At 43.6% G+C, this 24302-nt stretch carries 25 protein-coding genes and 2 pseudogenes; 8 read left to right on the top strand and 19 right to left on the bottom strand.

The window, feature by feature from the left end:
* Nucleotides 1–2 precede the first annotated feature (2 nt).
* Nucleotides 3–1160: an EpsG family protein gene (locus VSQ32_00660; protein MEH2941401.1), complete on the top strand. Its 1158-nt coding sequence runs from the start codon at nucleotides 3–5 to the stop codon at nucleotides 1158–1160.
* 48 nt (nucleotides 1161–1208) lie between these two features.
* On the opposite strand, the gene VSQ32_00655 is transcribed toward VSQ32_00660, so the two are convergent.
* From VSQ32_00655 to VSQ32_00630, 6 genes and pseudogenes are all read right to left on the bottom strand, one after another.
* Entirely contained in the window at nucleotides 1209–2267 is a 1059-nt protein-coding gene (locus VSQ32_00655; GenBank protein ID MEH2941400.1) for a DUF5692 family protein, read from the bottom strand.
* Nucleotides 2268–2590: 323 nt separating this feature from the next.
* On the bottom strand, nucleotides 2591–2920 hold the full coding sequence (locus tag VSQ32_00650) for a desulfoferrodoxin family protein (protein MEH2941399.1): 330 nt from the start codon (nucleotides 2918–2920) through the stop codon (nucleotides 2591–2593).
* A gap of 444 nt (nucleotides 2921–3364) precedes the next feature.
* On the bottom strand, nucleotides 3365–4258 hold the full coding sequence (locus VSQ32_00645; protein ID MEH2941398.1) for an aldose 1-epimerase family protein: 894 nt from the start codon (nucleotides 4256–4258) through the stop codon (nucleotides 3365–3367).
* A 63-nt stretch (nucleotides 4259–4321) separates the two neighbouring features.
* A complete protein-coding gene (locus tag VSQ32_00640) occupies nucleotides 4322–7216 on the bottom strand; it encodes an EAL domain-containing protein (GenBank protein ID MEH2941397.1) in 2895 nt (964 codons plus the stop codon).
* A gap of 84 nt (nucleotides 7217–7300) precedes the next feature.
* A complete protein-coding gene (locus VSQ32_00635; GenBank protein MEH2941396.1) occupies nucleotides 7301–7840 on the bottom strand; it encodes a rubrerythrin family protein in 540 nt (179 codons plus the stop codon).
* A 91-nt stretch (nucleotides 7841–7931) separates the two neighbouring features.
* Nucleotides 7932–8516 (bottom strand): annotated as a pseudogene (locus VSQ32_00630) (peptidoglycan-binding protein).
* A 232-nt stretch (nucleotides 8517–8748) separates the two neighbouring features.
* Between VSQ32_00630 and VSQ32_00625 the strand changes: the two are divergent.
* Both VSQ32_00625 and VSQ32_00620 read left to right on the top strand, forming a co-directional pair.
* Nucleotides 8749–9225 (top strand): J domain-containing protein, encoded by a 477-nt coding sequence (locus VSQ32_00625; GenBank protein MEH2941395.1) that lies wholly within the window; start codon nucleotides 8749–8751, stop codon nucleotides 9223–9225.
* Nucleotides 9226–9243: 18 nt separating this feature from the next.
* Nucleotides 9244–9435, top strand: coding sequence for a hypothetical protein (locus VSQ32_00620; protein MEH2941394.1), 192 nt, complete (start codon nucleotides 9244–9246; stop codon nucleotides 9433–9435).
* Between the two features lie 79 nt (nucleotides 9436–9514).
* Here the strand turns inward: VSQ32_00620 and VSQ32_00615 are convergent, their stop codons facing one another.
* Nucleotides 9515–10798 (bottom strand): plasmid recombination protein, encoded by a 1284-nt coding sequence (locus VSQ32_00615; GenBank protein ID MEH2941393.1) that lies wholly within the window; start codon nucleotides 10796–10798, stop codon nucleotides 9515–9517.
* A gap of 499 nt (nucleotides 10799–11297) precedes the next feature.
* Here VSQ32_00615 and VSQ32_00610 point away from each other — a divergent pair, with 499 nt between their 5' ends.
* Nucleotides 11298–11939 (top strand): Ig-like domain-containing protein, encoded by a 642-nt coding sequence (locus VSQ32_00610; GenBank protein ID MEH2941392.1) that lies wholly within the window; start codon nucleotides 11298–11300, stop codon nucleotides 11937–11939.
* 176 nt (nucleotides 11940–12115) lie between these two features.
* Here the strand turns inward: VSQ32_00610 and VSQ32_00605 are convergent, their stop codons facing one another.
* The gene (locus VSQ32_00605) at nucleotides 12116–12853 is read right to left on the bottom strand and encodes a Rep family protein (protein ID MEH2941391.1); all 738 of its coding nucleotides are present in this window, start codon (nucleotides 12851–12853) and stop codon (nucleotides 12116–12118) included.
* Nucleotides 12854–13832: 979 nt separating this feature from the next.
* On the opposite strand from VSQ32_00605, the gene VSQ32_00600 reads away from it, so the two are divergent.
* Both VSQ32_00600 and VSQ32_00595 read left to right on the top strand, forming a co-directional pair.
* Nucleotides 13833–14231, top strand: a complete 399-nt coding sequence (locus VSQ32_00600; GenBank protein ID MEH2941390.1) for a hypothetical protein — start codon at nucleotides 13833–13835, stop codon at nucleotides 14229–14231.
* Nucleotides 14232–14283: 52 nt separating this feature from the next.
* The gene (locus VSQ32_00595) at nucleotides 14284–15984 is read left to right on the top strand and encodes a recombinase family protein (protein ID MEH2941389.1); all 1701 of its coding nucleotides are present in this window, start codon (nucleotides 14284–14286) and stop codon (nucleotides 15982–15984) included.
* Here the strand turns inward: VSQ32_00595 and VSQ32_00590 are convergent.
* The 3 genes and pseudogenes from VSQ32_00590 to VSQ32_00580 form a co-directional block, all read right to left on the bottom strand.
* Nucleotides 15953–16642 (bottom strand): annotated as a pseudogene (locus tag VSQ32_00590) (carboxypeptidase-like regulatory domain-containing protein). The gene VSQ32_00595 and the pseudogene VSQ32_00590 overlap by 32 nt on opposite strands.
* A gap of 128 nt (nucleotides 16643–16770) precedes the next feature.
* The gene (locus VSQ32_00585) at nucleotides 16771–16962 is read right to left on the bottom strand and encodes a hypothetical protein (GenBank protein ID MEH2941388.1); all 192 of its coding nucleotides are present in this window, start codon (nucleotides 16960–16962) and stop codon (nucleotides 16771–16773) included.
* Nucleotides 16963–17136: 174 nt separating this feature from the next.
* The gene (locus VSQ32_00580) at nucleotides 17137–18204 is read right to left on the bottom strand and encodes a branched-chain amino acid aminotransferase (GenBank protein MEH2941387.1); all 1068 of its coding nucleotides are present in this window, start codon (nucleotides 18202–18204) and stop codon (nucleotides 17137–17139) included.
* A gap of 215 nt (nucleotides 18205–18419) precedes the next feature.
* Between VSQ32_00580 and VSQ32_00575 the strand changes: the two genes are divergently transcribed.
* Nucleotides 18420–18935 carry a flavin reductase gene (locus VSQ32_00575; GenBank protein ID MEH2941386.1) on the top strand — a complete coding sequence of 172 codons (516 nt, stop codon included), beginning with the start codon at nucleotides 18420–18422 and terminating at the stop codon, nucleotides 18933–18935.
* 332 nt (nucleotides 18936–19267) lie between these two features.
* On the opposite strand, the gene VSQ32_00570 is transcribed toward VSQ32_00575, so the two are convergent.
* From VSQ32_00570 to VSQ32_00555, 4 genes are read right to left on the bottom strand one after another with little or no spacing between them, the layout of a single operon-like run.
* On the bottom strand, nucleotides 19268–19450 hold the full coding sequence (locus VSQ32_00570; GenBank protein ID MEH2941385.1) for an Ig-like domain-containing protein: 183 nt from the start codon (nucleotides 19448–19450) through the stop codon (nucleotides 19268–19270).
* Entirely contained in the window at nucleotides 19440–20246 is an 807-nt protein-coding gene (locus tag VSQ32_00565; protein MEH2941384.1) for a hypothetical protein, read from the bottom strand. The genes VSQ32_00570 and VSQ32_00565 overlap by 11 nt, the downstream gene beginning before the upstream one ends.
* Nucleotides 20247–20303: 57 nt before the next feature.
* Nucleotides 20304–20654: a hypothetical protein gene (locus VSQ32_00560; GenBank protein MEH2941383.1), complete on the bottom strand. Its 351-nt coding sequence runs from the start codon at nucleotides 20652–20654 to the stop codon at nucleotides 20304–20306.
* Complete coding sequence (locus VSQ32_00555) at nucleotides 20615–20956, bottom strand: hypothetical protein (protein ID MEH2941382.1); 342 nt, start codon at nucleotides 20954–20956, stop codon at nucleotides 20615–20617. The genes VSQ32_00560 and VSQ32_00555 overlap by 40 nt, the downstream gene beginning before the upstream one ends.
* Nucleotides 20957–21316: 360 nt before the next feature.
* On the opposite strand from VSQ32_00555, the gene VSQ32_00550 reads away from it, so the two are divergent.
* Entirely contained in the window at nucleotides 21317–21784 is a 468-nt protein-coding gene (locus tag VSQ32_00550; GenBank protein ID MEH2941381.1) for a hypothetical protein, read from the top strand.
* Here the strand turns inward: VSQ32_00550 and VSQ32_00545 are convergent.
* The 4 genes from VSQ32_00545 to ilvN form a co-directional block, all read right to left on the bottom strand.
* Nucleotides 21781–22476, bottom strand: coding sequence for a LytTR family DNA-binding domain-containing protein (locus VSQ32_00545; GenBank protein MEH2941380.1), 696 nt, complete (start codon nucleotides 22474–22476; stop codon nucleotides 21781–21783). The two genes, VSQ32_00550 and VSQ32_00545, sit on opposite strands and share 4 nt — an antisense overlap.
* Nucleotides 22477–22505: 29 nt before the next feature.
* Nucleotides 22506–23093 (bottom strand): HD domain-containing protein, encoded by a 588-nt coding sequence (locus VSQ32_00540; protein ID MEH2941379.1) that lies wholly within the window; start codon nucleotides 23091–23093, stop codon nucleotides 22506–22508.
* Nucleotides 23094–23138: 45 nt separating this feature from the next.
* The gene (locus VSQ32_00535; protein MEH2941378.1) at nucleotides 23139–23660 is read right to left on the bottom strand and encodes an isochorismatase family cysteine hydrolase; all 522 of its coding nucleotides are present in this window, start codon (nucleotides 23658–23660) and stop codon (nucleotides 23139–23141) included.
* 95 nt (nucleotides 23661–23755) lie between these two features.
* The gene (ilvN, locus tag VSQ32_00530) at nucleotides 23756–24298 is read right to left on the bottom strand and encodes an acetolactate synthase small subunit (protein ID MEH2941377.1); all 543 of its coding nucleotides are present in this window, start codon (nucleotides 24296–24298) and stop codon (nucleotides 23756–23758) included.
* Between the last annotated feature and the right edge of the window lie 4 nt (nucleotides 24299–24302).

Raw genomic sequence — 24302 nt, 5'->3', positions numbered from 1 at the left:
TCATGGCTGTTTACTATTTTACGATTTCCGTACTTACGGGACTGGGATATATTTTTACGGAAAAAAACATACATTTTCACAACAGTAATCATACGGGTGTACAACACCAGAAGAAAGCAGCCGCCTTTTATCTGGCTGCTGCTTTTCTTCTGCTTACTTTTCTGGCATCCTTCCGCTATGCCATTGGCTTTGATTATTTTTCCTACCGGGATATTTATGCCTTTGTATCCGGCTGGTCTTTTCAGGACATTTTTCTTATTTATCCGGAAGAACCCCTCTATTATGCGGTATGCAAACTCTTTTCCCTGGCAGGATGTCCCTGGCTTCTCTTTCTGCTTATCATTAATATTTTTCTGATGGCTGTATCCATGCAGTTTATTTACCGTTTTTCCAGAATTCCCTGGGTGAGCGTGTATCTCTATATTACCCTGCAGTTTCTGGCATACAACATGAACCTGATACGCCAGTCCATTGCCACCGCCTTTTTCATGCTGGCTTATCCTTATCTGAAAAACAGGAAACTGCTGCCATTTACCATTTTCATACTGCTGGGAGGCCTGTTCCACAACTCACTGCTGTTCCTTTACCCTCTGTATTTCCTGCTGCCTCTGAAATTCAGCCGGAAAGCCCTGGGACTGCTGACAGGAGCCACACTCCTGCTATATCTGTTCTTTGATCCTCTGTTTCAGTTCCTGGCTCCCATTCTCCCGGTAAAATATGCTGCTTACCAGGGCGGCTACTTCTGGAATTCCAATGGATTTGACTACATTATCCCCTCCGGAATTTACTGCCTGCTGATTTATCTGTTCCGAAACCGGCTGGAGGATTCCCCCCAGGGCAGAATCTTTCAAAACAGCGCCCTGTACCAGTTTCTGATTACACTGTTTATCACAAAGCATTTTATTCTGGAACGGTTTGCCGTCTATCCCTTTATATTTTCCCTGATTGCCGTCCCGGAACTGATTTACTCTTTCCGGGAGAAACCGAAAAAAACAGAATCCTCCGGAAAATTTACTCTGACATATCGCGGCGTCCTGCTGCTGTTTCTGCTGTTTGGCCTTGGATACTTTCTCTTTGCAGCAAACCGGGGATTCCACCGGGTCTACCCTTACGTCAGCCTGCTGGACAAAAGCAGTTCCAGCCCTGTTGCAGCTCCATAAAAAGAATCCGGCTTTGCCGGATTCTTTTTATATCGAAAACAGTAATTCCTACTGCTCCTCTGCTCTTGCCATAGCAATCTGGAAATCCTTCTGATCTGTAAAGATTTCTTCTTTGTATGGATTCTTTTTCTGCTCCACAGCACGTTTGATAATGGCTGTAAGACAGATTACATTGGCGCCCAGTGCAATCAGTGCCACAATTCCCTGCGCCCTTGGATCTGCATAGGTGGGCTGTGCCGAACTGGTCAGAGCCATACCGTCTGCATATCCCGGTCCGTACAGAGACGGAAGCACGGAGAACCTGCCGCTGACCTGGAATAAGGGGAATACCTGAGCAAACATACACCAAGTAGCCAGCGTGTTGGCACGGTTCTGAATCCAGCCGCCCTTGTTCCAGAATTTGTTTGCAAAGGTGGGAGCCAGCAGCAAAGCAAATCCGCAGTACCAGGAATGGGTGGGCAGATTCAGATATGTATATTCAAAGTTCCAGAGATCATATGCAATAATGAAGCACCAGGTCATATCCGGCCACAGCATATCGTCTTTCTTTTTGGAAGTATAAATACCCCACCATCCTGTCATACAGAAAATATTGATGATTCCTGCAATACCGTTGACCCAGTTCCACCATCCGCCGTATCTCCATACGCCTTCGTTGGAAAACCAGTATCTGGACCCTGTCTCTGCCAGCGCCTGCGCACCCTTGATGGCAGATTCAAAATCGGAACCTACTGCAATCAGAATATTGATTGCCACAATCACAAAAGGAAATACTTTAAACCATTCTGTCTTGCCAATGCTCCATTTGTACTTGAGCATCATAAATCCAACACAGCCGGCTGCCGCCGCATACAGCTTCGCATAATGGAACCATCCGCCCATGTAGAGATGGGTCTGATTATTGACCGCCCATTCCGCTCCGGAAGAAGCTCCCACTGCAATGGCAATGAAATATACCGTCAAAACAGCAGGCAGTACCAGGAAAAAGAAAATTCCTCCTGCTTTTGAACGACGGGCAATCTCATTGCAGATTACCAGTCCGGCAAATACCATTACCCAGCCAAGCAACTGATACATGGCGTTTTCACCATAGATTTGAAATAACATAGCACATATCCTCCTTCATTCTTTCACTGTGCTTACTGAACTGCTACCTTTCAGCAAGGTATGCCTTATTGAACCGGTATATTCAATAAGGTACAATCCCAACTGGTCATACCAGTTATTTGATAAAATTTTAACACTTTCTTTATAATTTTTCAAGTTTTTTAATAATCTCCCCTGCAATCTCAGCATTTCTACTGAATTTTTCCTCTGAAATTTGTTATTAATTTATCAAACTCTCTGGTCTAACCAGTACCACAGACGGATTTCCATAAAAAGGAGCGCCCCTGGGAGCGCTCCTTTTTGCAGGTGATATGCCAAATGTCCTATTTTATTTCCGCCACCCACAGACCATGAAGGTTGCAGTATTCGTAAGCGGCCACCGGTTTTTCTCCGGCAGGCAGGACAAACTCTGCTTCCGGCTTCTCTCCGGGAGTAAGTTTCCGCAGCATTCCGCCCCGGTCTGTTTCCAGATAAATCCACATAATATGATGAGCTTCCAGCATGGGGTGTTCCAGCTCTCCAACCTTCACCACAATGGTATCGCCCTTTTTCTCCACAACGGGAACATGTTTTTCACCGGCAGCGTCCGTAGAATTGGCCTTCAGCTCCTGAAAAACCTTCGCTTCCTCCTGTTCTCCTGCCACAAGTTCCATTGCCAGCGTGCAGCATTCCCTGCATTTAAAAAATTTCATGTCAGTCTCTCCTTTCTTATCTTTAAACAGCAGGTAATTGCGAAACTACTAAATTATCAAAATTTCATGTACAATTTCTACACTTTCTATGAAATATTTTCATCATACAAAAAGGCCGAAATGCTGGACGCACCGGACATTCCAGCGAGCCTTTGACTACGAAAGAGCATGTCAGCAAAGGCTTCCATTCTCTTTTAAGTCTCGCTTCCCTGGTGCTGAAATGCATTTCTCACCTTTTGTATGAGAAAATATTTACATTTAAATTTTTCGAATTACATATGAAATTGGTACAATTATTAAGTTTCGCAATTACCTGTTTTAAACAGTATACCCACATTTCATCTTTTTTTATTCTTACAGACTGTCATCCACTATGGACATCGCCTGCTTCAGGTGGGATAATGATTATGAACATTCCGGTTCCACACAAATCTTCCAGAACCGCTCAAATGTTTCTCCCGGCCTCAGACAGTTGCTCCATTCACGGTTCTTTAATGTTCCCTCAAAGGTCTCCCGGTCGCACCTTCCGTACCAGGGCTCTATGCACACAAAGGGCGCCTGTTTCTTCTCCGGCGACCAGATTCCCACCAGAGGGGACTGGAAAGACACCGTCAGATAAAGGCGGTTCTCAGGATCCGCCAGCCCAACCCGGTTCACCTGATAATCTTCGATAATATATGCTCCTTCATCGAAAAATCCCTCCTGCAGAAGACGTCTGCCTTTGGACAGCTTCATCATGTTCTTGCCATTGAACATCAGCCCCGTCTCCAGGCTGGCTCTGGAAAATATCACCTCATCTTTTCCATCCAGCCAGATACTGTAATCTTCCTGCCGCTCCCCTTCCCGGAGAGGACAGTAAAAGCCCGGATGTCCGCCGATGGAAAAATACATATCTTTCTGTTTCTCCTGGCTGGTCACTTTCCATTTCACCGTCACTTCCGTTCCCTGCAGAACATATCCGATTTCCAGCAGGAAATCAAAGGGGTAACTCTCTCTGGTCACAGGCGTAGCTTCCAGAGAAAACCAGATTTCCTCCTGATTCTCCTCCGTACAGGTAAATTCCATATCTCTGGCAAATCCATGCTGAGACATCTGGTACTCCCGGTTTTCATACGTATATTTATTTTCTTTCAGCCTTCCCACAATGGGAAAAAGCACCGGGGAACGCCGGCCCCAGTACCGCTCGTCTCCCTGCCAGAGATACTCCTGTCCCGTTTTATTGTTTTTGAGAGACACCATCTCCGCTCCCAGTGTGGAAAAACGCACCGTCAGTTCCTCGTTATTTAATTCATATATCATGGCTTTTCCTCCTTTGCACTGATACAACATGTTCCGTATTATCCTGAATCATCCGACCGGAAATCAGGCCTGTATCATCTGCTCAAATTCCGTCACGGGAATGGGTCTGGAAAACAGATAACCCTGCGCCATGTCACAGCCGATTTTTTTCAGGAAAGACAACTGGCGTTCCGTCTCCACACCTTCGCACAATGTTCCGATTTCCATCCGTTTCGCCATCTCCACCACCTGCTCCACAATAATATTGCTGCGCATGGATTCTTCTGCTTCATCCAGAAATCCCTTATCTATTTTCAAAACATCCACGGGAAGCTCCTTCAACAGATTCAGGGAAGAATACCCGCTTCCGAAATCATCAATAGACACCTTAAATCCTTCTTTTTTGCATTCCTGAATAAATGCTTTTACCAGATCCAGTTCTCCTCCTATAATGGTTTCCGTCAGCTCCAGTTCAAAATCTCGTCTGGAAATCTGATATCTGTCCACCAGGCGGTTCAGCTTGTCGAAGAAATCCAGCGTACTGATATGTACCCTTGACACATTGACAGAAACACAGATGGAAGGCTTTCCCTCCTGCTTCCACTGAGCCATCCGCCTCAGTACTTCCTCATATACAAAAAAATCCAGTTTCAGTATAAATCCGTTTTTCTCAAACAGGGGGATAAACTCATCCGGCGGAATCAGCCCTTTCTCCGGGTCAATCCAGCGTATCAGAGCTTCCGCTCCCATAATCCGCTCGGACCGAAGGTCATATTTAGGCTGAAGATATACCTGGAATTCTCCGTTTTCCAACGCTTCTTCCATGCGCTTTTCAATAGCGCTTTCCTTTTCCAGAATATGTTTCATATTTTCGTCGTAATAAGCCTGGCTTACCCCCGCCGTATCCTTGATGGTTTTCCGGGCAATGGACGCCTGGTCCACATAGGGTATCAGGTCTGTTCCGGGCTCTCCCGGCATAATCCTGCGGATTCCGGCCTTTACCACCACTTTATAATACTGGCGCTTTCCGTTGTTGTTAAAATAAATGGGTTTGTTCAGCGGTTCTAACATTTCCGGCCGGTAATAGATTTCCTCTATGAGAATCAGAAAAATATCAGCCGTATTCCTGGCAGTATATCCCCTCTCTCCGAATATTTCCTGAATCCGTTCTCCCATCACACTCAAAATACAGTCTCCGGCTTTGGAGCCGAAATCATTATTGATAAACTTAAATTTATTGATATCCAGCGTTATCAGCAAATATGTTTTATCCCTGTTTTTTTCCAGAATATCCCTTACTTCTTTATAAAATTTCACCCGGTTCCACATTCCGGTAATGGAATCTGTCATGGCAAGATGATGAAAATGCTTCTCCCTTTTCCGGATAATAACAAATACAGCCAGTATCACTGCCAGCACTGTTATACAGATGTGGGGAAAAAACTTGCCCGCTGTCTCCATCAGGGAAGGCTCATAAACCACATTGATGGCATGTTCCGTAATACATTTTTCAAATTCACTTGCGGGAATCTGGTAGATGGCCTTGTCAATAATACTTTTCAGTTCTTCCGTGTGGTTATTCCCGATTCCCACACTGATGGGGAACGTTTTGGTCATATTAGGCACAATTTTCAGGTTGTCGTAACGGTTCAGATTATAGACGGTCTGGAGAAATATGGCATTTACCGCCGTAACATCTGCTTCTCCCTGATTCACCGCTTTCAGACAGCCGCTGACGTCATCGTAAAGGGCAATTTTCCAGCCGGGCTCCTCTGTCTGAAAAAAATACCGCAGCCCCACATAATTTTGAGGAAGGGCAATGGACATACCGTCTCTGATTTCCAGTCCTTTTCCTCCAATCAGGGTATATTCCGCCGACAGATAACTCTGTGAATAAGTCATATGGTAATATTCCGCGGTTCTGTCGTTTCCATAATTTCCGGCAATCAGATCTGCCTCTCCGCTGGCCACCAGATCCCAGGCTTCGGAAAAATTCACCAGGGGGATAAATTCAAAATTCAGCCCGCTTTCCTCAGAAATCAGCCGCATGGCCGCAGCATATACGCCGGTATATTCTCCTGTTTCCTCATCCACATATTCCAGCGGATAGCTGTTGGCGTCACAGGCCACTTTTATGGGCTCTTTCCGATTAATAAATTCATATTCCTTTCTTGTGATTCCCGTAAGTTTTTCTTCCGGATTCCCATAGAAAGTCTCATATATGGAAGAAATATAAAAAGGCTTTTCCTGCTGTAAGGCCGCGTTCGCCCGATTCAGTTCCTCCATCAGGGACTCACTGTCCCTGCGGACTGCAAAATATTCTTTCTCCAGTCCGGCTTTTCCCACATATTTACAGCGGTACGTTTCCTGAAGGCTGGACAGCAGCACCATGTCCACCTTTTTATTTTTCAAAGCCGCCATCTGTTCCGAAAGCCCGTCCAGGTACACGGGCTCATAAGTAATCCCGTGGGTTTCTCCATAGGTTTTCAGGCTCTGCTCCAAATCCGTATTTCTGTCAATTCCGATTTTCTTCCCGTTAATCGCTTCATAATCATTATAAAAAATTTCGTTATTGTCCAGCAGTGCACAAAGCATACCGTATTCCAGCCCGGAGCTGTCCTCACTGAACAGCAGTTCTTCCTGTTCTTTGCAGTCTCTGTGCACACTGCACAGCAAATCCACCCGGCCGTCCAGCAGACCTTCCATCCGTTCTTCCGGAGAAAGCTCCACATATGTATAGTCCCATCCGGTATACCCGGAAAGCTCGTCCAGGTAAGTAATCCCGTAACCATACAGGTTGCCGTTGCTGTCCTTCTGAATCATATCATCATTATCGCTGTAACCTACAATAATTTCCTTTTTTTCCTCCGTGCCTTCCGAAGAAGCGTACCCTGGCTCTGAACATATCATAATGGCAGTCAGCAGGATACATACTGGCAACATACAAAAAAATCCGATTTTTCTCCTGAATTTTCTCATAATTTTTCCACTTTTCCTTCCACCCAGTACGATGGTATTTACAAAGCCGCCCTCAGTCTCCGGACAGCGAGGGCGGCTTTCTTTTTAATAATTTTCTGCTTTTACCTGGAAATAAGCCTGAGGATGCGCACATACCGGACATTCCTCCGGTGCTTCTTTTCCAACACAGATATGTCCGCAGTTGCTGCACTGCCAGATTACGTCTCCATCTTTGGAAAATACTTTCTTACCGGTTACATTATCAAGAAGTCTGCGATATCTTTCTTCATGCTCTTTTTCGATTCTGGCAACACCTTCAAACAGGTCTGCGATATCGTGAAAGCCTTCTTCTCTTGCCTCTTTCGCAAACTGATCATACATATCGGTCCACTCGAAATTCTCGCCTTCAGCAGCAGCTTTCAGATTTTCCTCCGTAGTGCCCACACCGTCGTTCAAAAGTTTATACCACATTTTGGCATGTTCCTTTTCATTTGCCGCAGTCTCCTCAAAAATAGCGGCAATCTGTACATATCCGTCCTTTTTTGCCCTGCTGGCAAAATAAGAATATTTATTTCTTGCCATGGATTCTCCTGCAAATGCCGCTTCCAGATTCTTCTGTGTCTTTGTTCCCTTCAAATCCGCCATGTGTGTTTCCTCCCTGTATGTTTGTTCCTGTTTTGTTCTTTCGCTACTTTTCTACTTTACCTTTTTTTCCCACTTCTGTCAATAAAAAGAATTACGTGAGTTCTGCAATTCTGGTGACTCCCACATAAATCTCGGAAATTTTATACCAGGTGGCATAATCCACCACCCCGGTCTGAGGAAGTCCGAACACGGACTGGAATCTGCGGACAGCCGTCTCTGTGGCGGGGCCGAAAGAACCGTCTGCTGTAATTCGTGGAATAGAGGTATAGACCTGGGCAATCCGGTTTAACTGCTCCTGCATCTGGCGCACCTTGTCGCCTCTGGAGCCCACCTGCAGATTTTCACGGGGCCAGGAAGCCGGAATACCGGAAATCTCTTCCGCCTCATTGATGTACATATTATTTCCATAATAATAACGAAGGATTTCTATGGCGCTGTAGTTCTGATCTCCCAGGTATTTGGAGCCCCACTGGCTCAGCCAGTTGGGACAGGTCACCCGCTGTCCGTCGCAATACTGAGTCAGAATGGGCTGTTTTACATTGGGCCTGGACAGGAAGTTTGTAAACATTTCATCTACCACACGGGAAATACTGGAGAAATAGTTTCTTCCATACACCCATTTGTGGTCATAGGCAGTGGAAGATGTAATGGTAAAATCATAGCCTTTGTTCCGGTACACCGAAATCACCATATATTCAGGTCTTTCGTTCGCTGATTTTTAACGAGTTAATCATCAATCTACATGGTAAAAAAGGGTATGATTTAGCATACAAATAAATAACTTTTTGAGCCTTGCTCCTAAAAAATACGGATTACCCGATTTATAGTCGGGTAGTCCATTTTTTATGCCCTTTTCTAAGCTGTGAATTTAATAGTCGGGTGATTTTTTAAAAAAGGAGTACAGGCTTATGAAATACTTTACAGGGATTAAGACAATAGAGGAATTACGTCAAAGATACAGAGAGTTATTAAAGAAATATCATCCAGATAATGAGGGCGGTAGCGTGGAAATTACACAGGAAATTAACGCTGAATACGACCGCTTATTTTCCATTTTAAGTGAGGAAAAGCAGACAGACAAGGAAAGTACCAACTATGACTATCAGGCTGAAAATGACGCTTTTAAGAGCGTTATAAACAAGATTATCCATATCAATTCTGATGTGGAAATCATAGGTTCATGGATATGGGTACACAGTGGGTATGAGTACAGAGAGTTATTAAAGAATGTCGGTTTCAAGTATGCGCCGAAAAAGAAATGCTGGTGCTGGCACTATGGGGATTATGTACGCTATCACAAAGGCGAGGTTTCTCTTGAGGAAATCCGGCAGAAGTACGGTTCTAAGAAAGTCAACAACAAATCAAAACAGTACGCAATCGGCTAAGAAAGGATGTGGAGTACTATGAGCAAAACAGAATTTATAAAGGTTTTTGAATTAACGCTTGTATCTGCAAACCTTGACATTATCGGTCTGTCCCTTATGGATGACAGCCACGCATTGATTACCTTTAAAGGCAATGGGACAAGGAAAGTCAATATTGAGGGCGACAGTTACGGTGCTATTATCAAAGACGTTATGAAGTATGTATTTTGAGGGGAAAGAGCCTTCCATAAACATAAACAAGCATGATCTGCGATACTCCGTATCGCAGACCATGCTTGTTCTTAACGACTTATGCTGAAAAATCATAGCCGGTATTTTCGTCATCAAAATCGTCGGTATCGTTCATCCATGAACGCTCTAACATATCATTCCACCAGTCTGAATGTTTCTTTTTACGTTCATTCAAGAACTTTTTATACCAATATTCAAAAGGCTTGCGGTATTCCTTGCCATTCCGTCTGCCCTCACGGTCTAAGAACTCTAAAAATTTAGTGTCCAAGTGTTTTTCTTCTGAAAGAATCTGATTGCAGGTTTCAGCAGTGGACTGGATTTTTTCAAGCAGTTCCGCTACTTCCAGTTCCCTTTTCCGTACATTCATTTCCCTAACCTTGAGAGCCTTTGATTGCGCCTGTACGGTTGCCCTGTCGTTTTCAAGGGCGTTTTGCTGTGCAGATAAAATTTCACGTTCTTTTTTAATTTTATCCTGCTCTACTTTTGAAGTCGCCATAATATCGGCAACAGCCATTTCCAATTTTTCCAAATCATTTCTTTTAATGCTCATTTTGAGTTCCTCCATTCTTAAATTTAATTCTCTATCAGTCAACTCTTTGAGTTGGTCTGGGGTTAAGCCTTGTTGGTGCCACTCACCGTTTTTATCATAATACCCGGCAAGCTGTTCCTCAATCGGCTTGTTTTCTAATTCAATGTCATATCCTTTATCCAGTAATTTTTTACGAAATTTCCTATGTAACCCGGCTAATTGTTTTGGGTTTTTGAAGAACTTAGTTTGTGAAATAGAACATTTCACTTCACCGTCTTTGTCTGTTTCGTGGCAAGCCACGAATGAAACGTGGATATGTGGGTTTGTCTCGTCTTTATGGATTGAAAAACCAGTGATATTGTCTGTCCCAAATTCTTCTTCAAGAATCCCAATTAAATCCCACATCCATGTATTTTCATGTCCTGTAATTGAATCGTTACCCATTTGCAGGACAAGCGGACGGACAATCACTGTATCATTTTTCCCTTTTGTGGAAATCCTTGCCCCATGCTCTTTTGCGTATTCAATACGTCTGTTAATTGCATTTACCATATCTTTAGAGTGGCTTGTTCTCTGCCATTCTCCGTTAGAATCTTTATAATAAGATTCGTTTTCTAATGTGAGGTCAGAATTTATATCAGGGTTGCCATGCTGTACCTCACAGCCATTCATTTTGTCTGTACTCCTGTCAATATGCCGGATATATCCGGCAATCCCCATATTTCCAGATTTACCTGTTTTTGTGCTTGTGTATTTGCCGGAATAATGAATTTTTACACTGGCGTCAAATGATAAATAACCAATTTTAATCACCTCATTTCTTATTATCATACTTTAATGATAATCGAAAAACTTCAGAATGCAATGCCTTGTCAAGTATTCTTTGAAATTTTTTTCTGTATTTTTATGTCCGGTTATTTTCTGGCTTTTGCCAGGTTGTGCTGTCTATGGCGATAGGTTATTTCTTTCCCGAAAAAAGTATCTCGTTCCGTTCGCTGTAGCAAAATACATCGAAATAAATTTCGATAATTTTGCAAGGAGTTGCACTCCCTTGACCCTTGCTTTTCCCCACCTCTGCGGTGGGGGATTATTGCCCCGGTTCTGTATCTCTTTTCACTTATTCTGTATCTATTGCGTTAGGCTATAATTAAGGGAGCGGGTGCAAAAGTAAAAATAGAAAGGAACTGATTTTGAAATGGACAAAACTGATAAAAGAGAGTATAATTTTTAATTAAGCTAACATATGTCGAAAAATGACGAATTTTTTCACAAAAATGAATATTTAGCATATACCAAAGAAAGGGGATTCATTATGAAGAACATCATCAGAAAATCAATCGCAACTATCGTTGTTATCGCACTTACATTAACACTGGCTATGCCTGTGACAGCTGAGGCGGCTACGAAGAAAGCACCGAAGTTGAACAAGTCCAAAGTGACTTTGACTATCACGAAGAAAAAGACAAAGCCGACTGTCCAGTTGAAAGTGAAGAACACTGCTGGGAAGAAAGTGAAATGGACTTCTTCTAATAAGAAAGTTGTTACGGTAAGCAAGAAAGGGAAAGTCGTTGCGAAGAAGAAAGGCTCTGCTATTGTAAAAGTGAAAGTTGGGAACAGAACTTTGAAATGTAAAGTTACTGTAAAAGACAAAAGAAAGGCTGTAAGCAATAAGCCGAACAGTAATACTGATGAGAATAACAGTAATACTGATAACAATAATACGACTTGTCAGCATACATGGGTAACAAAATATGTTGAAGAAGAAGTGACAGTAATAGGTTCTCAGTGTGCTTGTGGACAAGTATTCAACTCAGCCAAAGAATGGCAAGCACATCGTGTCGAAATGGGTATGAACCATGAATACGGTCATGGTAGCTGTTCTGACATCGAAATCACTACAACTGTAACAAAAACAAAATACATTTGTTCTAAGTGTGGTGCTGAAAAAGAATAATTTGCTTGCAAATAAAGGATAACCCTCTCACAAAGGGTTATCCTTTAATGTTTTTTATGTGAGCATATGGGGGACTGGAATACTGCCCCCACATCCCTGTTACGATAAAATAAAAATAGGACTTAACAGAATGTTGGGATCTATTTCTGTCCCTAAATTGTTTGTCCCTGTTGTTTTTAGGAGTGTTTTTTTAGGATATATCCCCGGCAATTTCCATACTCTTTAAAATTTTTTTCCATTTTCGCTACAAGAAGTTTTGTTTCAAATGCTTCGTCCAACATTTTTTTATGCAAAGCATAGGTGAGTTTCCATTCCTCATTCATAAAAATATCTTCAATAGCAATCTCACCGCTCAAAATGCCGACCTTTAAGAAGTTGAGAAGTCCCTTTGCGGTCATGGTAATTTTTTCGGCTCTTCCCCTCATCCATGTTTCACGCTGTTCCCTGTAATGCTCCATGTAATCTTTACCGGCGACTGTCCGGACGGAACTGGGGGCATACTGGTACTTCTGGGGGTATTTGATATGTATTAAATAAGACAGCATATTGTCATAGGCGTAACGCCCCGACTTTGGCTTTTCAATATAAGATTCCCCAATGCCGATGGCACTGGCAATTTTGGGGAGTGTCTTTCCTTTTTTGAATTTGACAATAAAATGGGCATGGTGTGACGTGAATGCAATTTCATAAGCGTGTTTATACTCATTCCATAATTTTTTTTCATCCTTATCATGTTCAATAGCGTACATTTCCTGAATCTCACATCCTGCTTTTTCTAACCGTGTTTTGATAATTTTTCCCATTTCATCTATATTTCCAAGCTGTTTCTTTTCGTCATCTGTCCAGTTCCAGTGTTCGGGTAAAAAATCTTGTGTAATTTGTGCAATCCCTAAGTCAGCCAATCTTTTAGCCATATTTTCACCTCGTTTCTTATCTTATATAAGCATTGTACCAAATATGGGGGTAAAAATGCAATAGTTAAAACAAAAAGTTTTAATTAATCACTAACTATTACATTTTATAAGACGCTTTGCGGTGTGCAAAAACGCCGGGAAATGACCGTGCGGTATCGACAAGCCCTACCGCACGGTCATTCTATGTATGTGTGGTATTTGTAATAGTTAAATTGTACAAATTTTAACTATTCATGAATAATATATTGATATATCAATATATTTTAGCATTTTTGGAAAGTGAATAATTAAAAAATAGTGTTTTGGAAAGTAAAAGGTTTGAAAAAAATCGTAGACACCCCAAAATCGTATTCAAAACAGACTTTTTCCAATACTGGCGTGGTTTTCAATGAATACGATTTTGAATACGGTACAATTCTAAATCGTAGACAAATGTATTCAAAACAGGCTTTTTCCAATACTGGCGTGGTTTTCAATAAATACGATTTTTGGATACAGTAATCCCCAGACATCAGAAATCGTATTCATCCCCGAAATTGAGAGGGGAGATTCTGACAGATTCCCATAGTACAGCACTGCTTTTAGGGCTTTATGCATGTTTGGAATAGCTAACCAAACTTTTGGTTATTTTTTCAATGTTTTTTGTATCATATTCACAAAAAAGAAAATACGATTGACAGCGAAAAAAGATATGTGGTATAATATGGAAAAATAAAATATTATTGTGCTTTTCTCACAGTAGTGCCGACGGACAGCATAACCGGTATGCTTAATTTCCAAGTATATTGGTGCTGATAAGGCGGTCGTGGGGGAAATATATCGCAGGAAGTACCGAGTTCAGAGGAAATTTCTGACAGTGCCAAGTATGTGCAGGCGGTGTAACAAATATAAATTCCAATTAGTGATTATGCTGATTGGGGTTCATATATGTTACACCGCTTTTTTTGTTTCCCAATGCACAAAGAAAGGAGAAGTTCTTATGACTGATTTAATTACAGAAATTTATACAAAACGCAAGCGGACTTACCATGATTATGAATGCGAGGATATAGTTATTATGAAAAAAGATTACGGGTGCAGTTGGAAAGACACAATCAAATTATTCCATTTAAGAACGTATCAAGGAAGTGTATATCACCCCAAAGGGAATACCTCTTTTGCATGGGACAAAATTTTACGGAATAGTCATATAATAAGATTCATTTGCCCGGAGATTTTCATGTCCGATACTACTTATCAACAGATTGAACAGAAAATAAATGGTATAAAGGTTGTGCTTGAGTTCCCTACACAACCAGAACAGACGGATATTTTACATCAAGAAATAAAGTCTATTCTTTCAAGTGTCTTACGGGAACAGTTACAAAAAATCTCATAACGTCAGCAGAGGGATAACCCTCTGCTGGTTAGAAAGAAAGGACGATTGACTTATGAAAAAAGTGAGAATGTTATTACGCGTTAGTTCAAATCAGCAGTTAGAGCCGGACGGTGATTTGAGTGTGCAAAGAGAAATTGTAAAAGACTATGTAAAAAAACACGAAGAATGGCAACTCGATTCAAAGGAATACTTTGAGGGAAGTAACAGCGGATATAAAAATTCAGTCGCAGACAGAAATGTACTTCAAAACGCCTTACAGGACGCACAGGCAAAAGAATATGATATTTTGGTGGCATACAAAGACGATAGAATTGGCAGACTTATGTGGGAAATCGGAGCCTATGTAATGGCTCTGAAAAAATGTGGTGTGGATATTTACACCGTGAAAGACGGCTGCATTTCTCCTGAAACAGATGATACAATGGGGCAAATGATGTTAGCTTTGAGATACGGTAATGCCCAGAAACAAAGCGCTGATACAGGTATGCGTGTAAAAGATACCGCCCAGAAGTTAGTGCAGAAAGGAAAATTCATGGGTGGAAAAGCCCCTTATGGCTACAAATTAGAGTTATCAGGAGAAATCAGTAAACACGGACGGGCGTTACATCATCTTGTTATTGTTCCAGAACAGGCAGAGGTTGTCAGTTATATTTATGACCTATCTCTCAATAAGGAGTACGGTTCTTCCAAAATTGCCAGCGTTTTGAACAGGCATGAAACCTATAAAAACCTTGCCCCCAATGACACATGGAAAGGCGGAACTATCACAAGCATTTTAACGAATCCCATCTATGCCGGACATACAGCTTATAAACGCAGGGAGCGAATCAACGGACAATATCACAGGCTTGACAGTGAGAATTGGATTACTTCTATTGACGCAAACGAAAGTATTATGATTATCGACGGTGATACATGGAATAAAACACAGGAACGACGTAAACGCCGGGGCGATAAATACATAAAAGCATTAGAGCATAAGGATGTGAATGTGATTAGAAAGAATGATGGTATGTTAGCCTTAATTGATGTTTTATATTGCGGATATTGTGGAAGTAAAATGACAAATGGGAGTAAATATAACTATTGGACGATAAAAGGTACAGGAGAAAAAAGAGCAAGCAAAATTGCGATATATAAATGCCAAAATGCATGGCAAGGGGTAACCCATGTTAAGACTAAGCAAATCCGAGCCGACATGATTGAACCGATTGTATTTGAATCCATCGCACAATACATTGGGAAATTACAGGAAAATGAAAGTATTTTTAATGAGATTGAGAACAATCAGAATCAAGAAAAGAAACGGAAACAAGCTGAATTAAAAAAGGAAAAACAGAATCTTGAAAATATTCAGGACAAGATTCGGATTATGGAAGAAAATATTCCAAATGCTATGACTGGTGACTATCCTTTGTCATTGGAAGAACTGGTAGCAATCATCAAAAAGCATAAAGAACAGGCACAGCAACAACAGGATGTTGTTACCTTAAAGGAACTGGAATTGAAAAGCACTTCTGTATCAATCAACGAATGGGAAGATATTAAAAATAAGATTCCAACATGGCAGGATGTGTTTCTAAATGCAGATGTGGCAACAAAGCGGGTACTGGTAAATAAGCTCGTAGAGCGTATTGATGTAAAGAAAACAGAAGTCGTTATTCGTTTCAAAATCAACCTTAATGACTTCATTCCACAACCCAGAATATGTGGTGATTCCCATACCATTCTGTGTACACGCGATTCATGGTAAATGACATAATGGCCAGAATATTGGCCCGGATGGTGCTGTCCGGCCAGGTGGCATATATTTCACTGGAGGCCACATTTTTGATATAGTCCTTGTATTTCACATAATAATCGCTGGCAGTGGAATCGCCGGGCGCCCCGTCATGTACCACCACATATTCCGGGACTACCACCCTGCTCAGTACAATTTCTCCGCTCTCGTCCACCGGCTTAATTTCGGCCTCCGCAATCTTGGGCGGGAAATTTCCGAACAGGGTATTGGCCGGAATCACAATATTTTTCACATCCTGCTCCGATACCTCCAGAGGCTCCATCCGCACATTCTGCAAAGAAAGCTCTCCGGAAAATACATCCACACCTTCAATGCTGACAGGCCGGTATCCTTCCGCCTCCACCTGAACGGTGTACTCCGCATAAGGCTGAACCGGCTGCTCCGGCTCCATACTGTATTCCAGAGGCGGTGCTGCCAGTGTCAGAACCTCCGACTGGCCTTCTCCGTCCGTAGAAATCTGTTCCAGGGTGCTCTCCGGATCTCCGGTATAGGAAATGGTGATTCTGGCGCCCTCCACCGGAATCAGCCCCAGGGTGGAAGTCACCTGGACTTTCATGGTTCCATTGTCCACGTGCTCTGTCTGGGCCGCACGCAATTGATGATTTTGCATAACTACCTCGAAATCTCTGCTCTTATTTACAGTTTATGTAAAACCGGAGAAAATGTTCCCGGAATTTTCACGGAAAGCATTACGCACCTGACACGTTCCGGAATTTTTCCTTCCCGCGCAGGTGCGTATTATATTTCCTGTTCCATATGAATTTCTTCCAGGTTCATACTGATATATCTGGCGTCCATCTGCAGCTTTCTTGCATACAGGATACCGCTGATACAGACTGCCAGGATTGCCGCCATCAGCACAAACATATTTCCCCGCTTTTTCTTCCCGTTAAAATTGATATCCGCAAATTCATCCTGTTTTCTTCTCATATTCTTCTCATTTTCTCTCCTTTTTCACCGGATGTCAGTATACCGGATGTAATATATTCTTTCTTTACACGGATATACTAACATCATTCTGTGAAAAAATCTTTAAATCTATCCTGCTTTTTTCTTAAAAAAATATAAAGACAGAGCAGGAATCTGCGGTTTTCTTACGGCCTCCTAAAGTTTTACTTCCCGTGTCCAGCCATATTTATCTTCTTCATTTCCCCACTGGATACCGGTGAGATAGTCGTAAAGCCGCTGTGTCAGTTCCCCGATTTTAAAATCATTTACCGTAACCACATCGTCCCGGTAAACAAATTCTCCCACCGGAGAGATCACTGCCGCCGTTCCGGTACCGAAAGACTCTTCCAGCGTACCGTCATGTCCGGCCTTCATCAGATCGTCTACCGAAAGATGGGTTTCATTTACTTTATAGCCCCAGTCCTTTAAGATATGGATAATGGAATCTCTGGTTACACCGGGAAGCACGGTTCCTTCAATGGGAGCTGTATAAATCTCACCGTTAATTTTGAACATAATGTTCATGGTGCCGACTTCCTCTACATACTTCCGGTTGACACCGTCCAGCCAGAGCACCTGGGTACATCCTTTTTCCTCGGCCCTGACCTGTCCCAGAATGGAAGCCGCATAATTGCCGCCGCATTTGGTAAATCCTGTTCCGCCTTTCACAGCACGTACCAGTTCGTCTTCCACCAGGATTTTCACCGGATTGATTCCTTCCGGATAATAGGCCCCTACCGGACAGCAGATAATCATAAATTTATAGGAAACAGCCATATGGACTCCCAGAGAAGCCTCCGTGGCAAATACAAAGGGACGGATATACAGGGAAGTCTCCGGCTCCGAGGGGATCCAGTCCTTCTCCACCTTTACCAGTTCTTCTACGGCCTTCACAAACATATCCTCCGGAACACCCGGCATACACAGACGCTCATTGGACGTAATCATCCGCCTTGCATTCATTTCCGGCCGGAACAGAAGAATTCTGTCATCCCCGGTGCGGTATGCCTTCAGTCCCTCGAAGGTCTCCTGGGCATAATGCAATGTCACACAGGAAGGATTGATGGAGACCGGCCCGTAGGGCTCAATTCTGGCGTCATGCCAGCCGGTTCCTTTGTCCCAGTCCATCACAAACATATAGTCTGTCATATATTTGCCGAATCCCAGATTTTTCTGATCCGGTTTCTCTTTTAAAACATCTCTTTTTACAAATTTAATCTCCATAACGTCTCCTCCATCCTGTTTTCGTATCGTTTTATCAATTATTATACTTTTTTTGAGTACTGTCAAGATTATTCTCCGGGCTTATATTTCCCATAACTATTTATTATATAATTTTGTGTTTTTAATAACTTTTCTGCATATCTTAACTGTGGTAAAATGAGGTATACTCAAAGTAGCTCAACAAACAGCAAAGTAAACAGCAAAGGAGTCTTATTATGCATCAATTTCAATCTTATCCCGTTGATTTGTTAGAATTAAATCCTTTTACAAAACTGTCGGACGAATGGATGATCATTACTTCCGGAAATCAGGAAAAAGTCAATGGCATGACTGCAAGCTGGGGCGGACTTGGCGTTCTCTGGGGGCAGAACACTGCTTTTATCTTTGTACGCGAGAACAGATACACCAAAGAATTTATCGACAACGGAGACTGCTTTTCCTGTACCTTTTTTGACAAAAAATACAAAAATGACCTGAAGTATTTCGGCATCGTATCCGGCAGACAGGAGGATAAATTCAAAACCTCCGGGCTGAATGTAAATTACAGTAACGACGTTCCCTTTGTGGACGAGGGCAATTTCATTCTGATCTGCAGAAAAATGGCGGCTGTACCCATTACAGAAGCCCATTTCCTGAATCCGGAAATTAAGGAAAAATGGTATTCCGGCAAAGAGGAAAATAATTTTCATACCATGTATGTGGGAGAAATCAGAGAAATGCTGGCAAGATAAGCGCGCCGGGTATTCCGTAACACAGTGCAGGCCCCTCAGTGTTACCTGAGCGGCCTGCACGTTTGCTGATTTTCCTTTCAGTTCTGCCTGCGTTCCTTCTGTTCGGCAGTCTGTTTCCCGGAACTATATGGCTTTCCAGTAATTATATCCTGTCCGTCTGGTTGCGCTTCCCGTCTTTACTTTCTTCACCTTGCTCCAGTCTCCAAAATATTTCTTCCCGTTGTATGTAACATACGTTCTTGCTCTGAAATAATAATCCGTATTTTTTCTGAACACCGGAGGCATTTTTCTGATTTTTGACTTTTATACATACATTCCGGTTCGCCACCTTTTCAGATGACGTAATCCGGGTTCTGGAAGGCCTTACCACCACGTCGCAGGAGGACTTCGCTTCCGTCCAAAGCGGATACGGTAATGGTGGTAATCCCGGTTCCTCTGGCTTTCACTCTGCCGGAAGCATCCACCGTTGCCACGGAAGGATTGGCGGAAGTCCACTGCAGTTCCTTATTCTGCATTTGCCGGCAGAACAGCCTTAAGGAGACTGTAAGAGGCCTTCTGTTTCATCACAATGGCTTCTGCATTCAACTGTATGTTTTCCACATAATGGATTCCTTCCCATTTCAGCGTATAGCTTCCCGTTCTGGTGGATTCATTCACTTTTATATAGTATGTTCCCGGAGACAGCTTCTTTTCCCACACTTTTGCAGGGGAGGTCACATTACTGAAACTCCCGACCCTTATCAGGTCCGCATTCCATACGGAAAACTGATACTTTGACAGCGTGTTTATTCCCACAGTAACTTTTACCCTTGTTTCTTCTCCAATGGTAAATTTATAAAAATCTATACTGTCATCTTCAGAAAGAAATCCCTGAATCAACGCTCTGTCTGCCAGCGGCATGGCCGTCTGGAAACTGTTATTGGGCTCCGTTTCGTTATTTTCCACAGGGGCAAAAGAAAATTTCATTCTGTAATTTGAAGGCTTTTTGGGCTGGGTACCGCCATTGGCTCCGAATAATTTCAGCCGATACTCGCCCGCATTCAAATCGACACTGAATTCTCTGGTAGCCGGCGCCGCGCTGCTTCCGCTAATTCGCACGCCCTGATACATTTTTGTCAGGTCTTTGTCATATAAGTCGCAGTTTCCGTAAGACAGAAAGGACTGGTACGTGATGGTTACCCTTCCCGGAGCAGGAAGGTGCAGTTCATAATAATCCACCGTATTGCTGTCCGTATTTCCGGTAATCCAGGTGTTTTCACTGATTTCGTCTTCCGCTGCCTGCACATGCAGCCCGAACGTCAGCAAAAGCATCAGACAGCTTCCAAAGGTTATCATCCACTTTACTAATTTTTTTCATGCTTCTCCTCCTTATCCAAAATCATATTCTGTAACAATACTATTGTATCCCGGCTGCTCAGAATTTTCCGCCTCCGCCCCATGGGTTGTACCGGAAGAAGACGTATGGGTCTCTGAACCGCCCGAATCATTCTCTTTGGGCTTTTTCCTCCGTTCCACCTTCTCATACAGGAACAGATCCGTTTTCCTGGTCAGCTTCATACTGTCGTTCTTTATGTAATCATCCGCTACAGATTTGCTGCCCACGCTTTTCAGGCCGCTTCTCATAATTCCCGTTACAATCAGTGAAAAAATAAAGCCAACGCCCAGGGCAATCACAAGATTCAGGACGAACCCAAAGGGCTCCTTCGGAAGATTCCCCACATCGTAAGGTTCCCCGGTCTCCGCCTGGGTTCGGAAGGTTCCAGAAGGGTCAGCTGTTCCAGAAACTCCAGTAAATCCTCGCTTACCTCATCATCTGACACAGCTTCGGCTCCACTGCCCTGTTCCGTTTCGGAAGCATTTTCCTCTTCCTCAGACACATTGTCATCTGCCTCTTCTTCTGTTTTTGCTTTTGCAGAAGAACTTTCTTCTGACCTGCTTCCGCTTTCAGAATTTCCTCCACATGCTGCCAGAGACAGCACCATTACCAGGCTCAGTCCAAGTGTAATTAATTTTTTCTTCATACTTTTCTCCTTTTTATCTCTTTTTTCTTTGCCAGGCCATATTGGTGCCTGAACAAAATATACCGTAGCCATCTGCAAAAATGCGTGTTCTGTCATAGACGGACAAATCATCATCACAACATGCTACTTTTACCAGAATCAATCATGTCCTTTCTCCTGCTGCAACCCCTGACATGATATATGTTTTCTTGAAAATATCAGAAACGGACTGATAATCAGACGAATGCAGTGATACAGTTGAATTTTGGCATAAAAAGAAGCCCCGGAACTGCTGCCGGTGCAAAATGTAGCTGAGACTGCGTGAACGGTAACGGAAACTGTCAGAATTCAGATTAAAACCAGTTGAAATGAGGTACAGATATGAAATTTTTTCCAGAAGCTGCAGCTGTCTTAGCTGCACTGCTGCTTTTATCCAACGTCTTTCCGGCTCTCTCCGTAACAGCAGGACAATTACCGGAAGAAATCATAACACCGGACAACGCCCGGATATCTGACGAAATATCGCAGGAACTGCCGACTGTGACGCCGGAAGAAGCCAACGTGCCATCTCCCGGCGAATCGGCGCTCCCATTCAGCGCTGCCATCGAATACTCTCCCCACGAATATCAGGTAAGGGGCACCTTTACGGATTTTCCGGCCGATACCGTTTCTGTTCAGCCCATGCACTCCCTGGATGGAGAACACTGGCAGGCCTGTCAGGATAATTACTGGGATTTGGAGGGCCTGGGTGACGAAAGTATGCTGCCGTATCTGCAAAATCAGATCTGTCTCCTGTGTAACGATGAACCCCTGAAAAGCTATCTTGCTGAAAAACTGGACCGATTTTAATTGCAGGCAGCCTGCACCTGCCTGCGCCGCTGCCGGGACAGGGGAATCCTGTGATTATTCCTGGTCACAATACAATTTTCATCCATGGCCTGAACATAATTCAGATTGACCAGAAAAGAGCGGTGAGTTTTTAAGAATTCCGGCCTGTCCAGAAGTTTTTCCTCAAATTCTCCCAGCACGGCGGTCGCCTCATGAATCACACCACTTGCCAGATGGAAAGATACCGTCTTATTGATAACCTCCACATATTCAAGTCCTGTAAAGGGTATCCTGACCACGCCTTTCCTGTTCTTCAGCACAAATCCCTGTTCTTCCTGCGTATACAGTTCCTCTCTCACTCTGTCCAGCAACGGAAAAAGAGAGTCGGCTCCCAGAGGTTTGAGCAGGTAATAATATGCTCCCACATGGTAGCTTTCCACAGCAAACTCCGGGGAGAACGACATAAAGATAATTCTGACATTCCGGTCCCGTTCTCTCAGTTCCTGCGCCGCCTGCACGCCGCTGATTCCCGGCATAACCACATCCAGCAGCACAAGGTCGTACTCTCCGCTTTTCACATCGCACAGAAAATCCGTACTGCTGTGATAGGAATGGCAGTCCATATCCACTTCCCGATCCATCTGATATTCCATAAGCAGCTCTGAGACATAAGCAAGCTCCTTCTCGTTGTCTTCACAAATTGCTATCCGCATGGCTCAAATCTCCTCATACCAATATCTGTTTATGGACGGAACGTATCTTTTTCCACCACAGAATAAATGTCCCTGCCCGTCTTTTTTTCAAAATACTTCAGCAAATTCAGATTGCTGTCCCATTTTTCCTGCGGATATGCGCCATACCTGCGCTTCACATCTCCCATCCGCTCCTCAATGTCCAGCACGCCTTCCGCCCCTGCCAGCGAATCACATAACTGAATCAGTCTGTCATAATCATCCATCTCCACAGTTTTCAGCCTGTCTTCAATCAGCTTCATCTCCTCCTGCGTGGTATCAAACCGCCCGATATACCCGTCGGTGGTCTGATTATGAAAAGAATGGGTCAGGCAGATTTTCGCCGCCTCATCATACCCCAGTGACATCATATAGGAATATCCGTCCGATACATGTCCCAGGTGCCTTGCGCCAAATTTTCTTCCGATGTCGTGCAGCAGGCCGAGAATCCAGGCTTTCTCCCCATCCATGTCCCCGCACGCCTGCGCTATTTTTCCCGCACAGTGAGCGGCCACACGGCAGTGATTTCCCCAGGGGCCGGGATTGCACGCTTCCCCTTCTCTTAAAAGTTCCTCCGCCTGTTCTCTCGTGGGCAGCATAGCTTTCCTCCTGTCACTTTGTCCGGCACATACGCCGGTCTTCTGTCACTCAGTTTCTATCTGGCACATGCCCATGGTAAGCAGCGCCGCCTTATGGGACTCAGGCGTTACGCCTGCACAGCAGGACGCATCCACCCGGATGGTAATTTCCGGCATGGCTGCCTTCAGAAGAAGGGCGTTGCTCACCACACAGATATCGGTGCACAGTCCCGCCAGTTCCAGCTCCAACGTCTCCCTTTCGTTTTCCTGCTTCAGCAGTTCCATCAGTCCCAGGGAGCCGAAAGTGGGTTTGTCAATGATATGGGAAGGCTCTGCCAGTGCCTCGATTTCCGGATGAAGCTGCCACCCTTCCGTATCTTTCACACAATGAACCACCGGCAGCTTCTTTCCTTCGGCGGTTTCCAGGTAATCCTCCCCATGGGTATCTCTGGTCAGATAGATATCTGATTTTTCATAAGATTTCATTTTCTTAATAACGTGATTTACAATGGCCTGTGCTTCTTCTGTTCCAAGGGAACCGTCAATAAAATCCTTCTGCATATCCACAACCACCAAAATTTTACGCATGTTTCACGCTCCCTCCTCCGTCTGACAAACCAGCCGGAAATCTTCTGAATTTTATACGGTTTTCGGCCGATAAGCCATCAAAAAACACTATGATTTTATACGGTTTTCGGCCGATGGGCCAGACGGAAATACTCTGATCTTCCGGCGCAGGAAGTGCTGATGGACTCAATGGCCACCGCCCCTCCCCGGACAATCTCAATATGTTTATATTTGCTTCTCAGCAAATCAATCAGTTCATTGTTGCGCCGCTCCGTCATTTTGCATTCCAGCAGTACGCTGTCTGTGCCGATATCGGTCACCTCTACCTGAAATACCTGGGCAATCTGGAACAGCTCTGCCTTTTCCGCAACGGAGCATTCCTTTACTTTGGCAAACAGGATTTCTTTCATATGGATGGGCATATCCGTCAAATCTATGACTTTAATTACTTCCACCATCCGGTTTAACTGTTTCTTAATCTGTTCAAAGGTGATATCGTCGCTGGTAACGCAAATCGTCATGCGGGATACGGTTTCATCTTCCGTGGTTCCCACGGTCAGACTCTGCAGGTTATAGGATTTCCCGGAAAAAAGACCGGAAACCTTGGCCAGCACACCCACCTGGTTTTCCACATACAGTGCAATCCATCTGTTTTTCATTCCA

The sequence above is a fragment of the Lachnospiraceae bacterium JLR.KK002 genome, from assembly GCA_036941025.1.
Classification (GTDB): Bacteria; Bacillota; Clostridia; order Lachnospirales; family Lachnospiraceae; genus Petralouisia.
This window is presented reverse-complemented; position numbering and strand designations above follow the sequence as displayed.